12 protein-coding genes are annotated in these 12,576 nt (G+C 39.2%); 3 read left to right on the top strand and 9 right to left on the bottom strand.

Annotated features, from left to right (window positions below; genetic code table 11):
* Positions 1-42: 42 nt before the first annotated feature.
* Positions 43-1,113 carry a sensor histidine kinase gene (locus R8495_RS02360; RefSeq protein WP_317635962.1) on the top strand — a complete coding sequence of 357 codons (1,071 nt, stop codon included), beginning with the start codon at positions 43-45 and terminating at the stop codon, positions 1,111-1,113.
* Entirely contained in the window at positions 1,091-1,708 is a 618-nt protein-coding gene (locus R8495_RS02355; protein WP_317635961.1) for a response regulator transcription factor, read from the top strand. Before R8495_RS02360 ends, R8495_RS02355 begins: the two co-directional genes overlap by 23 nt.
* Positions 1,709-1,746: 38 nt before the next feature.
* On the opposite strand, the gene R8495_RS02350 is transcribed toward R8495_RS02355, so the two are convergent.
* From R8495_RS02350 to R8495_RS02340, 3 genes are read right to left on the bottom strand one after another with little or no spacing between them, the layout of a single operon-like run.
* Positions 1,747-2,013 (bottom strand): type II toxin-antitoxin system YafQ family toxin, encoded by a 267-nt coding sequence (locus R8495_RS02350; protein ID WP_317635960.1) that lies wholly within the window; start codon positions 2,011-2,013, stop codon positions 1,747-1,749.
* Positions 2,006-2,227 (bottom strand): hypothetical protein, encoded by a 222-nt coding sequence (locus tag R8495_RS02345; RefSeq protein ID WP_317635959.1) that lies wholly within the window; start codon positions 2,225-2,227, stop codon positions 2,006-2,008. Before R8495_RS02345 ends, R8495_RS02350 begins: the two co-directional genes overlap by 8 nt.
* Positions 2,228-2,247: 20 nt before the next feature.
* A complete protein-coding gene (locus R8495_RS02340) occupies positions 2,248-5,316 on the bottom strand; it encodes a BspA family leucine-rich repeat surface protein (protein WP_317635958.1) in 3,069 nt (1,022 codons plus the stop codon).
* 148 nt (positions 5,317-5,464) lie between these two features.
* On the opposite strand from R8495_RS02340, the gene R8495_RS02335 reads away from it, so the two are divergent.
* A complete protein-coding gene (locus tag R8495_RS02335; RefSeq protein ID WP_317635957.1) occupies positions 5,465-5,821 on the top strand; it encodes an arsenate reductase family protein in 357 nt (118 codons plus the stop codon).
* A gap of 77 nt (positions 5,822-5,898) precedes the next feature.
* Here the strand turns inward: R8495_RS02335 and R8495_RS02330 are convergent, their stop codons facing one another.
* From R8495_RS02330 to R8495_RS02305, 6 genes are all read right to left on the bottom strand, one after another.
* Positions 5,899-7,347 carry an MFS transporter gene (locus R8495_RS02330; RefSeq protein ID WP_317636573.1) on the bottom strand — a complete coding sequence of 483 codons (1,449 nt, stop codon included), beginning with the start codon at positions 7,345-7,347 and terminating at the stop codon, positions 5,899-5,901.
* Between the two features lie 322 nt (positions 7,348-7,669).
* Complete coding sequence (locus R8495_RS02325) at positions 7,670-8,269, bottom strand: hypothetical protein (RefSeq protein ID WP_317635956.1); 600 nt, start codon at positions 8,267-8,269, stop codon at positions 7,670-7,672.
* Between the two features lie 250 nt (positions 8,270-8,519).
* Positions 8,520-9,368 (bottom strand): hypothetical protein, encoded by an 849-nt coding sequence (locus R8495_RS02320; protein WP_317635955.1) that lies wholly within the window; start codon positions 9,366-9,368, stop codon positions 8,520-8,522.
* 73 nt (positions 9,369-9,441) lie between these two features.
* Entirely contained in the window at positions 9,442-9,606 is a 165-nt protein-coding gene (locus R8495_RS02315) for a hypothetical protein (protein ID WP_317635953.1), read from the bottom strand.
* Between the two features lie 73 nt (positions 9,607-9,679).
* On the bottom strand, positions 9,680-10,312 hold the full coding sequence (locus R8495_RS02310) for an ABC transporter ATP-binding protein (RefSeq protein ID WP_317636572.1): 633 nt from the start codon (positions 10,310-10,312) through the stop codon (positions 9,680-9,682).
* Positions 10,312-12,444, bottom strand: a complete 2,133-nt coding sequence (locus R8495_RS02305) for a DUF1430 domain-containing protein (protein ID WP_317635952.1) — start codon at positions 12,442-12,444, stop codon at positions 10,312-10,314. The genes R8495_RS02310 and R8495_RS02305 overlap by 1 nt, the downstream gene beginning before the upstream one ends.
* Between the last annotated feature and the right edge of the window lie 132 nt (positions 12,445-12,576).

Genomic DNA, 12,576 nt, shown 5'->3' with positions numbered 1-12,576 from the left:
CGGACTAAAATTATGTGACAAATGTCATGAATGGATTCAATTATGAAACTAAAAACTCACTTTTATTTAGAAATTGGCTTGCTAACTGCTGTTGGGATCGTTTTAATGTGCAGTCAGGGATTTGACCCGCTAATGATTCGGGTTGTGTTAATTAGCATTATTAGCCTTAATCTCAGTTTCTGGCTCCCCGCAGGAGATTTGTTAATAACGGTTTTTATCGCTTGCTTGGCGCTATATGATGCGAGCTTTATTTGCTTCTTCCCTTTTATTGTCCGCCTGACAAAGCCTCACAACTTATTTCCCCTAATGATTCCACTAATCATCAATGTCAACTGGCTGAAAATGCTAGTTCTTTTATTTTGTCTCCTTGCGCTTTATTTTAGTTATGCCGATCAGGAGTTGGGCAAAATCAGACGAAAGAAGCAAGAACTACAAGATGATAGTTTTGAACAATTTGCGACGCTCCAACAACAAAATCTGGCACTTGAATCAAAAGAACAAACGAAGCTGCAACTTCAATTAGCTGAAGAGCGCAATCGAATTGCCCGCGATATTCACGATAACGTCGGACACTTATTATCCAGTAGTATTATTCAGCTCGGTGCGATCGAGATTTTAAATCAAGATCCAAAAATTACCGAACCGCTATCTGAACTAAGCAGCACCGTTAATCAGGCGATGGATAGTATCAGAGCTAGTGTTCACGGAATTCAGGAAAAATCTCTAACTTTGAGCCAAGCCCTAAAGCCGATCGTTGCTGATTTTACTTTTTGCGCTCTTACAATTAAAGGGGAACCTTTTGCCGAAACATCTTTAGAGCAAAATCAAATTATTCTCATGACGATTAAAGAGGCACTCACCAACGTAATCAAACACTCTGGTGCCGATCAGGTTCTGATTAAATTTCAAGAACTCCCGGCATTCTATCAAGTTCAAATTAAAGATAATGGCAAGAATCTAAAAGAAATCGCCCGAGGCATGGGATTAACGAGCATGCAGCAGCGAGCCGAAGAAATTCACGGTCAACTTCATCTCCATCAAAACGCCGAAGGATTAACGATAACTTTAGTTCTCCCTAGAAAGGATCAAAATGCTGAAAATAGTCTTAGTTGATGATGACCATTTGGTTACTCAAGCACTAACAACAATTATCAATGCCGAAGACGACCTGGAAGTTGTCGCAAGCGCCCACGAAGCCAGTGATGCCGTGAATCTTTATCATCAATTTCACCCCGATGTCGTGCTCCTCGATATTCGAATTGGTGAGTCGTCTGGTCTCACTGCAGCTAAAGAAATTCTTGGATCTGACCCGAACGCCAAAATTCTCCTTTTGACTACTTTTTCTGATGATGAGTACCTCGAAAAATCGTTACAGCTGGGGGTCAAAGGATATTTAATTAAGCAAAATCTAGCGGCAATTGTCCCTGCCATTCACACCGCTGCTCTCAACCAAACGGTCTTTAGTCCGGAAATCATGAAAAAACTGCAAAGCTCTTACACTAAACCTACGCCTAAAATTGAACTAACTCAACGAGAACAAGAAATATTAACGCTTGTAGCTCAAGGACTTAACAACAAAGAAATTGCTGAACAAACATTTTTAAGTTCGGGTACAGTTCGTAATTATATCAGCCAACTTCTCGAAAAGTTAAAACTCCGTGATCGCACACAGCTGGCAATTTTTTACTACCAGAATTTTAAGCATTAAAAAAACTCAATCATTGATTGAGTCAAAAGAAATGTAAGTTAATCAAAAAGATCGGAATGTGTTCCAGTATCAATGAGCCTAATTGTATTTTCATCAATATACTTATAAATTAATAACCAATCAGGTTTAATATGAAGTTCACGCACTGGCTTTCTATTAACTAGCTGATGATCAAAATATTTTTCCGGGATACTATGTCCCTTAGTTAGAATATCAAAAATTACCAGAAAATCGTCTTTCTTATACCTTCCCCCTGAAAAATTGCGCTTAAAATTAGAAGAAAACTTAACCTCAAATTTACTCATTCAAATATTTCCACGCTTCATCAGCGCTATCAAAACTTAGGTCATCGGCATCATTATCGATTACTTGTCTTAGCGATTCTTTCAGATCACAATCCTGAAAATCAACATTTTCTTTGCCATAATTATGCAAATCGTCCTGAATGCCGACTGATTTATTGAAATCAATAATGTCTTGAACATCGTCGTTCCAAATGTCATTAATTGGTTTTATCATTTTTCCTCCTAAAATTCTTTTTATAGCCCCGCAACGTCTATCAACGTAAACGTGACTGTGGACTGATACTTGCCTCCTCCTGGAACAAGACGCGGATTTAACTTGATCTTTAAATTCCACGGCAGACTCCAGTTATCTTGAAACAATAAACCTGGAACTTGCTGTTCGCCCAGCACTATTGGTGTTGCGCTTAATGGATGATCTCCCGCAGTATCTGCATAGATCAAAGGATCTGCGGCAATTTCTTGATTTCTATTATTCTTAAATCGTGTCGCTTCTGCTTCAAGATGCCACTTCTTGTGTTTACGGACATTTCTCGTATCGCTAATCGCAACAGTTTGATTCGCACTTGTCGCTGTAATTTCTGAAGTCTTGAGCTCTTGTCTGCCAAAATTAATTGAACTCGGAACCGTCATCGTACACCGTCCTGTCTGATCCCAGACATAAATCTTCGCTGTCGTACTCGATTGCGAGTCACTAATAATCTGGGCAGCAAGTCTTACTGCCCCTTTGGCATCGTGATCGCTTCCTGTACCAACTTCCTTCCACTGAGGATCAGTACAATAATAAGTCTCGCCTCCATCACTAATTTGAGCCTGAATATTAGGATTTGGTAGTCCTGTTGTCGATCCCAATTTAGTCTCAGCTCCTAGTGTGAGTTTCCACAAACTACTAGTTCCGCTCAACATCTGCTCCGTGCTGGCTCCGTTCTTCACCTTGAAGTTGGTCAGATCGAGTGTTTTAAGGTTATTACAATTCTGAAAGATTGCAGTATAATCAGTCACATCACTCGTATCAAGTGATCTAATATCCATTTCCGTTGCATTGCTCAAATCAGCAAATAGATTCTTTAGCGAACCTGCAGCGGTAACGCCCGGTTTCACCACAACTCTGGTGATTTCACTCGCCCGATTGTGCCACGGCCACTCTGCATTAAGCGCGTCTACAGCTCCGTCTAATTTATGCGGATAAATCGTCAGCACTTTCGTTGTCTCATCAATATTCCACCAGCCTTGGTCGGTCTGTTTCACGGTATTCGTAGTTGGAATGAAGTTCCCTAAATGGAACACCGGATCGCTACTGGCAAGTGGTGCTAAGTTATTATCAGCATTATAGAAATACGAGCCGTACACAGGATTGCCATCACTATCCACCAACTGCAGCGATTGATCATAAATTGCAACCTTGGAAGCAATCTCGGAAATTGGCGAAGTATTCGGTGCGGTCGGGTGATAAGTAATCGTCACTTGTCCCGTATCATTAGCCGTCAAATTCGCATTTTCGACTCCTTTGTAGACCATCGATACCATGTTCTCACCGATCTGTCCAGTTCTTAAAGTATTTGAAGTACCATTATTTAGTGGAACGTACAATAATCCGTCTTTGACTGTAAACCCACTTGGTGCTTCAAATAATCCACCCAACGACTGCACGGCGGTTACTTTCGACCAGATTGGCATATTGGTATTCTTCGCACTGTATTTGAATGCAACGGTATCGCCAGGCCAAATGTCAACGGTATTCCCAAAAGCGCCACCGTTAACACTCATTGTTAAAGTCGCACTAACGTCTGGACTTTCATTCGGTAATTCACGCCGATAAACATAGTTAATGAAGGTTGATGATTTAAATTCAGTCGATACACTCCAAACGCTGCCATTCTTGGTTACTTCGGCGTCCAAACCAGCTCGATCAAGTCGGCGATTGATTCGGGTGCCGTTCTCAAAGAAAGTTCCGTTGACTTGTGCTCGACGGTATGTGTAGCCGTTCTTCTCCAGCGTTTCGGTGCTTGATGAATCAACAAAATGCGTGGATCCTGGATGTGTAAGCTGCCAATCAGCAAGCGAAGTGGTAGCAGCATCTTTAATATCATTTCCGTTCTCATCGACATGGCGCACAATTACACTCGGCTCGGCGGGTGTAAAAGTTCCGTAGACGTTCCGAATGCTTTTTCCTTCAGAACCACCACCGGTTGACCCCGCAATTGCAAAAGCCCAGTTCTTCCGATCGGCAATAATTGCCTGTTCCCCCGGACTTAACGTTCGACTCCAATTAACTTTCTTAGTCCCTGTGTCATCAGCAATTGTTACTTTTAGCGTTTTAGTGCTTGCAGTGTAAGCAATGGTCATTGGATGCCAACGGTAATTAAAAACCTTAAATGCTTCTCCATTAACACTTCCATTAGCGTCACTGATCGATTTTACAGGATCATCATTAAGATTGGCGGGATAATAAGGTTGACTTGAATAGCCAGTATTGTCTGTCGAAACAAAAGCTCCGTAAGGGGTATGCACTCGAGGTGTCATACCTTCTAAACTCTCTTCATCAGTAATTCCATAGAACCCCATTCCGCCAACGTCAAAATGATTCCGATGACCGTAATAAGTTCCCTCTTGTTTCGGTCTTTGATAGTTATTATAAACGTAATAAGTGTTAATCTTAAAACCAATAGCGTTCATTAAATCACTGATTCCGAGATACCCGCCACCAGGACCCAGTGAACGCAGAGTTTGACCGTTCATTGGATCATTAGGATCAGTCACCGCAAGGTTGCCCGGAAATTTCCGTCCAATGACCGCTGGCAAAGTAATACTTGGACCACCTTGGGAATCGATCACGGTTTCTTTAGGGCGATACAACGGGTGCAGGACAAAACCTAAACCATTAGCAATATAACTATTACCGCTATCAAACTTCAAATCCCAGCTAAAAGTAAAATCCTTTGTCATATCGAGCGCAGTATTTAAAACAGCACCGCCATTTTGCGACTGAATCGGCTTAGTAATCTCGATACTATCCCAATTGCCGTTATCGTTTAACAGAACGACCGATTCACCAACCGCTGAAAAGAAATACTGCGTTTCGTTTGGCAAAGTTGAGATCGGGTCAAGTATTCGTTCTAACTTTGGCTGAAGCAAGTCATTTCCAAAGGAGTTAGCTAAATGCCCCCCCCTGAAATCGCTACCATTAGCTACATGATCCGGAAATTCAGCGGCGTTGCTGTCAATCTTGGCAGTAAACGCAAAAGCCAACACCCAAATCCCACTCAAAACTAACAACATTGCACTGAGCCTTCTAAGTAATTTCATCGTCATCTCCTTTGAAAAAAATTCGACTGTAATTAATTACTCATAGTATACCAAATCTCTTATCTATAGTATATTTAAAATCCGAAAAAAACTATTTAATATTCTGAATTACCTCTTATCCTGCTATAATTAAACCAGAGGTGAAACAATGAAAATAACAGTTTTACAATATCCGCCATGCAGCACTTGTAAGAAAGCATTGAAATGGTTAAACGATCACAACATTGAGTATCAAGATCGAAACATCAAGACAAATAATCCAACCAAAGCCGAGTTAGAGGCTTGGTACCACAAGTCAGATTATCCGCTCAAAAGATTCTTCAATACGTCGGGGCAGAAATACCGCGAGCTAAATCTAAAGGACAAAATCGGTACCGCCAGCGAAGATGAACTTTTGACAATCTTGGCGACTGACGGCATGCTGGTTAAAAGACCGCTCGTGATCGGCTCCGACTTCGTTCTCGTCGGCTTTAAAGAAGCTGAGTGGGAAGAAAAATTGCTCTAAAAAACGACCTTCATCTTTTTTGAGGGTCGTTTTTAAATGTCTTTCAAAAAATCTCTACAGCATTTGCCTTGAAACTTTTACTCTTTAACAATTTCCTTGAGTGGATCGGTCATGTTATAAAGCCAACAAATAACCAAAATCACCGTCGCTGAGATATAAATTCCGTGCAGTCCATTCAAGATCACCTGCGCCATCGCAGGATCAGGGCGAGCGGACGAGGAGCTGGAGCTGATCACTTCATTAATCTTGGCAAATGGAATTGACCCGCGTGTGGCATTGATCACAATATTTAAAATCGTGCCGTAAACTCCGTTCATTACGGTCTGCCCGAGCGACCTGCCCAAAGTCACGATCGAAGAAGCCGAACCCATCATCTCGGCGGGCGCCAACTGCTGAGCCAAAATTAAATTCATATTGTTGACTGTCCCGATGCACGCGCCGTTGACCATTGCAATCACATAAAACAGCCAGATCGGAAACTCAAGACTGGCAAAACAAAGTGAAAAATAAGAAATCAGAAGAATCGTCAGGGCGAATAAACTGATTTTTTTCGGAATAAAATGACTAATCAGCGCCCCGACAAAAAACGATGCGACCAACCACATCAAAGAACTTGAAGTCACCACTAGTCCCGCCTTAGTTGCATTAACTCGATACAAAGCCTGGAGCCAGATTGGAAAATATGCTTCATAGCCCATCAAGACGCCGCTTAAAATCGTGGTCGTTGCAATTTGAATAGAAAAAGTGCGATTAGCGAACATTTTCGGCGAAATCAAAGGGTCAGCGACTCTTTTTTCCGTGCGGATAAACAAGTAAAGAGTAACTAAAGTAACGACGAACAAGCCAAAGCTGAGTGGCAAAGAACTTGCGAGAAACTCAACGCCCAACAGTAGACTAATCAATGCAGCCGATAACCAAACGATGCCCATTGTGTCCATTTTTAGTTTTTCCGGCGTGAAATTGTCGTTTCGATAAGCTACTTGAATCAAGATAAAAACCAAAATCCCAAGCGGGACGTTGACAAAGAAGACCCAGTGCCAGGACAAATTGTCGACTAGAAATCCGCCGATCATCGGTCCAACAAGAGCCGAGAGCGCCCAAGCGGTGTTATTAAATGCTAAGACCTTGGCACGCTCTTGAAAATCATAGTAATCGGCGATGATCGTGAAAGTCAGGGGCATCACTGCTCCCGCACCAATGCCCTGCAGCGCCCGAGCCGCAATCAGCAACCCCATGTTTGGCGCTAGCCCGCTAAAAAGCGAACCGAGCGTGAAGACCACAACGCCCCATTGAAAAATCTTTTGCCGTCCCCAAGAATCGGCGAGCTTACCATAAATCGGAGTTGTGATAGCCATCGTCAATAAATAGGCGCTCATAATCCAACTTTGTGCTGCCAACCCATGCAGCGAACTAATAATTGACGGCAACGCAGTGGTGACAATCGTCACCTCCACGCTTGTCATAAAAGTGGCGATAAAGACCGCGACCATGACAACACCGCGGCCCGCAATTTTCTTGCCTGCCATGAATAAACCTCCAAAATAAGTGTTCCCTCCGCTAATTACTGATGAAATTATCACCTGTCCGTTACAATGGAGGCCACCAACCCCTTTAACACTTATTGGCATTGATTCTATCGTTTTATTTTACCTTAATGGAGAGAAAAATGCTGCTAGTTTTTAGTTAATCACCAGGAAAAATTCGGGAAGAACCACTGTCTTAACCTGAATTTTTGGGAAACTTAAATAACATCTCGAAAAAATATCCGATGCTGTACGATATAATGCCGCCCTTTTTTTCAGCGATTTATAACAAGAAAAAGCCATAAAAAATCATGACTCCAAGATATTATTTATTAAGAGATTTCCGATATTCCGCTAGCTCTTTAACGGTTTTTGACGGAAAATCCCACTTGCTCACAAGTTCTTCGTTACTCGGAAGGCAAGAAAAATTATCATACATGTGTTTTAAAGCCTGATTCCAAGTTTTAAAATGACGTTGATTTGTATAAGGTGAATTCGACGGATAATGGCTATTGATAAATCCGTCATCACCATAAATCATCATAATATCGTCATCTGGCTTGCCCCTTTTTACGGTTTGAGTAGTTTTATAGATAATTTCACAGTTATTTGGATCGTTTATTAGTTCTTTCATCTGGTTATCACCAGTTCCTGGACTTAAGAAATGTTTCCTTTTTACGACCACGCTCCGCCAATGATTATAGTCTTCCTTGGTAGTAACAGCAAAATCATATGACTCTGGAAACAGCCGCAACCCATTTCCAGGAGTAGTGATTTTGAGTTTAATTTGTTTATTGCGGGGAACTAAAGTACTTAATACTTCATACGCTTTTTTCTCCGCACGATTCTTTTGCATATGATAAACAGCTACTCCAATACCTATCATTAAAATTAACAAAATCAGAAGCCACTTCAATTTTTTCATTTTTAATACGTTCCAACCTTTCTTACAGAGTATCCTCCATAGTTATTAAACATATAAGGTAAATTATACGGTAAAATCCAGTTAGATTTAACTGCGGTTGGATTCACTACACTGGCATTTCCTGAACCATACCAGAATGCTTGTGGAGTCAACTGATAAGTTATATTAATATTTCTATACGAACCATGATTAGTATTAAAGAAATGTGAATCTGCCCAGTTTGCTACTTGATTCGCCATATACGAATTATTTAGTCTATATATTTCTGTTTTTCGCTAATATAATTCCTAGCCCTGCTACCATCAAGGGCATACCCAATGAGAAATATCCAGTCTTCGATTACGTATTGATTATTATTATGTAAGGTTCCCCAAAACCAATCCTGAACATTTCCGCTTCCAGATATCTCAAGTAAATAATTTCTGGTTGTTGCAATTTCTGCATGACCCATTGCTCCAGTTGTAACTACTACAATGTCACCTTTTCTAAGATCATTTCTGAATCGTTGAGCATTTGCAAGTTGTTCTCTTGAAAGTTTTTTCCGTGTTAATAAATTAGAAGAAGATGAATATCCAACACCTTCTGGATTTGCCCCATTATTACAAAACTTTTCAAACCAATCCGTATAGCTTAACTCTGGGTCCATAATCGTTCTTAAGGATAAAAAAGAGTTAAATCCTTTTTTATAATTAGCAGAGTAGGTTTCAAAAGTATTTTTGTTTGGATCAATCTTATCTTTCTTTACTTCTAAATCATATGCAAAACGTATAACTTCTGGATGAAGATTAGGATTTTGCTCACTTAGATTTAGATTTTTATTGTTCGATCTACTAACAATTTCAACATTTCTCTGACTTGACTGCGTTTTATCTTTATTAGTTAACTCAGATTCTGATGTTTTATTTTCACTTGTTCCTCTCTTTTCTTCAACGTTACTTTCGTTTAGTTGATTTTGTGCATTGTTTGATTCGACATCTACTGGTTCAGAATAAGTAGATTCATCCTTTTTCTCACCGCTATTTATACTTAAAATCTTCACAACAGTTTTGAAAAACTGTAAAATATACTTAAAGAAATAAAAATCTAAAAAAAATAACATAGGAGAAAACAATGTTTAATTATAGCACATTACTAAAAATCTGGTAAATAAATTTCTTGCCATTGCAATCAAATCAATAATCTTGCGTTTTGAGCGGCACTTGCGCGTAGCTGGTTTCTTCTTTGATCAAAGGATTAATCCGATCAGTAACGCTGTTATGCACCAAGCTAAGGAATAGGGCTAAGATCGCGAGTAACCCGCCCAAAAATATTAAAATATCTTTCAGAAATTTATTCATTTAAGCCGTCTCCTGACCACGATCAGCCAGCGGAACGAAAGTACTTATGCTTAAAATATCGAGGCGTTGCCTATTATCCAATGGAAATAACTCGCTGACAGCTATCGGCAACAAATTGATCGTGAGTAACAATGATTACCGTTTTACCTTCCTTATGGATATTCATCAGCAATTCAAGAACTTCATTACGATTTTTGGAATCGAGAGAACCAGTTGGTTCGTCAGCAAGTACCAAATCACTCTGTTTAATTAACACCCGCGCGATCGCAACTCGTTGCTGCTCACCGCCCGACAACGAAAAAACTTTCTTACCTTCATATCCATCTAGTCCGACACTCTTAAGAGACTGAGTGATGATCTTTTTTTTGGCCTGCCTCGACTCTTTGCGGTACTTTAGAGCCATTAATAGGTTATCTTCAACTGTCGCTGAGTCAATCAGAGCAAAATTTTGAAACAAATAACTGATTCTTTCACGAATTATTTTGCCCGCCCGTTTAGAATTAACTTTGATATTTTCTTCATCAAAAAGCCGATATGAACCACTATCAAAGTTATCGATCAAACCCAAGATGTTTAACAATGTACTTTTCCCCGATCCACTCGGACCAGTTAGTGCAATTAATTCACCTTGTTCTACCTCAAGATTAAATCGATCAAATATTTTGTGATGGTCAAATTCTTTTACAAGATCTTTAATTTCTATTATCATTCTTCACCTTTCAATACTAATGACAATTTTCTACTTTCCTGAATCTTAAGAGCGAGAAATGACGTCACAACGTCAATCACAATAAGCGAGACGCCCAAGAAAAGCGAGAGCCAAGACTTTTGAAAAACAATCAGAATAAACACTTGGATTACATAAATTATTCCAAGTAAAATACACGGATCTTTATAGCTATCAAACAATTTCCAACCCAAAAGTTTTCTAACCGCGATTTGTTTCTTGGCAGTCTGCAGATAACAAGCTAGTAGCAAGATGGAAGCTAAAACTCCAAAAACAAACGTCACAATTATGATCCCGAGGACTATGTGCAAAGACCCAAGCGCACCTGCAGTGTTATCACTAAGAATTGAATTTACCGTCGAGAATTTCAAATTAAATCCTGAATAATTCAACTCTTTGATTGCTTGCTCAATTTTGCGCAAATTTTCGGGAGTATTCTTTATGCGGTAGGGAGAGGAATTCACTCCCGTCCCGCTTAAGAAAGATTTTTCAATCATCGTCATGTTTTGATCATTGAATACTCCAATTATTGGATTTTGTAAATTTCTAGGAAATGTAGGATTAAAATTAATCAATTGAAGTGGCTCAGAATACGGTTTGATAATCACTTTAGAATCTTTAGCTTGATTATCCGTAAGAATATTCATAATATTTTGGCAAATTACTTTAACTCGCCGATCATTTGCCAGTTCTTGCGGCACCAAAAACAATCGTTCCTTTGAAGTTGCAGTTTCTTTAGCAATTGGACTAGATAAGGTTTTTAAATAATTTTGATTAACTGAGATGTAAGAAAATTCTTCATTCTCCTTAAATAAGGATTTATCTGCAGCAAATTCTAAGTGCGGCTTAATCGTCTTAGCATTAAAATATTGGGCTTGAGTTTTTGTTTCTAATTTTTTGAAAAAGCGATGAGTTTCAGCCAAATAATGCGGACTATTGCTCAGCCCCTCCTCTCCCGCAAGACCTGTTTCCAACAAAAGATCTACGGTCAATACGTTTCCGTATTTTTCAAGATCTCGTTCGGTTTTCAATTGATTCTGCAAATTTTTATATTGTTGTCCTGTTTGCAACAAAACAAAGGTCGTAAAAATCATAAAAACAAATTTAACAACGTAGCTCAAATAATTACCGAATTTAAAATCTAAGAAATCTTTTAACAGCCGTCCGATTGTTACTTGAGTAATTACTAAATAAGTGATTATATTCAATGATAAATAAAATAGAAGCATCAGAAGCTGAACAGCAATGAGGCTCGGAAGAAAATTTGACGGCAGATAGGAAAAATAACCAATCGAACCAACCATCGTTACAATAATTACTACTAACATCATAATAACGTTAAACCGCAAGTAATCCCAAAGAATTGCCATATTGCTATAACCATTGAGTTTTTTGACACCGATAGTTTTCAAGTCAGATAGCGGCAGATAGATGATTGTCATTCCCAAAACCAAAAGGGTCAAAACGACCAATCCCACCAACAGCATCAGATTTCGATTAACGTAGCCCACGACTTTACCGCTTTGCTTAGCATAGAGTGCTGAACTCTCTTCGCCTAAATCTGCTGCAATAATTTTTTTAATTTTCGTCTGGTTTAAATCATTCGGTAAAATTACTGTGTAGGTACCATTTACTGAAAGAGATTTATCTTCAAAAAATTTGGTCAAGCTTTGAATCTTAATCCTGTTAGCTTTAGAAAATGTTGGGATCTGCCGCGTCCGATTATTCACAGGATAGCTGGCGTATACCTCTCGACCGTCTTTAAATAGATTTCCCTCTGGCAAACGAAAATGAGCATTGGGGAAACTTTTTTGGTTGAAAATTACCGATTTAACTTGTCCGTTTTTAGAATCTTGCGTATCCTTAATAAAAGATAGACCATATTTACGGCTTTCTTGATTAAAAATTTTTAGCACCTGATCGCTGGTTAAACGGGAATCTTTAAATTGCATCTGAAATGAATTACTTGTCTTCTCCGCTTGTTCAAGCTCAATTTCATCTCTCGTCTGAAAAATGTTTACTGTGATCAACAATGCGAAAACAAGTGCGAATAATAGACAGATTTTTGTGATTTTCTTCATGATTTTAAAATAAGGAGTGAATTTAATCACTCTTCATTCCTCCTTGTTATAAGGCAATTGACGCCTATGCCTCTACCAGTTGTATGTGATCCCATATCAACTATGTCTGGGATAAGTTTACATTGATCCAAAATTCCATTTATAAATGCTCATTTAAATGGA

This window comes from Xylocopilactobacillus apicola (assembly GCF_033095985.1).
Lineage (GTDB): Bacteria > Bacillota > Bacilli > Lactobacillales > Lactobacillaceae > Xylocopilactobacillus > Xylocopilactobacillus apicola.
This window is presented reverse-complemented; position numbering and strand designations above follow the sequence as displayed.

Excerpts from the sequence above, each read along its gene's own strand:
- R8495_RS02360 (WP_317635962.1), top strand. The coding sequence starts at position 43 with ATGAAACTAAAAACTCACTTTTATTTAGAAATTGGCTTGCTAACTGCT.
- R8495_RS02355 (WP_317635961.1), top strand. The coding sequence starts at position 1,091 with ATGCTGAAAATAGTCTTAGTTGATGATGACCATTTGGTTACTCAAGCA.
- R8495_RS02350 (WP_317635960.1), bottom strand. The coding sequence starts at position 2,013 with ATGAGTAAATTTGAGGTTAAGTTTTCTTCTAATTTTAAGCGCAATTTT.
- R8495_RS02345 (WP_317635959.1), bottom strand. The coding sequence starts at position 2,227 with ATGATAAAACCAATTAATGACATTTGGAACGACGATGTTCAAGACATT.
- R8495_RS02340 (WP_317635958.1), bottom strand. The coding sequence starts at position 5,316 with ATGAAATTACTTAGAAGGCTCAGTGCAATGTTGTTAGTTTTGAGTGGG.
- R8495_RS02335 (WP_317635957.1), top strand. The coding sequence starts at position 5,465 with ATGAAAATAACAGTTTTACAATATCCGCCATGCAGCACTTGTAAGAAA.
- R8495_RS02330 (WP_317636573.1), bottom strand. The coding sequence starts at position 7,347 with ATGGCAGGCAAGAAAATTGCGGGCCGCGGTGTTGTCATGGTCGCGGTC.
- R8495_RS02325 (WP_317635956.1), bottom strand. The coding sequence starts at position 8,269 with ATGAAAAAATTGAAGTGGCTTCTGATTTTGTTAATTTTAATGATAGGT.
- R8495_RS02320 (WP_317635955.1), bottom strand. The coding sequence starts at position 9,368 with ATGTTATTTTTTTTAGATTTTTATTTCTTTAAGTATATTTTACAGTTT.
- R8495_RS02315 (WP_317635953.1), bottom strand. The coding sequence starts at position 9,606 with ATGAATAAATTTCTGAAAGATATTTTAATATTTTTGGGCGGGTTACTC.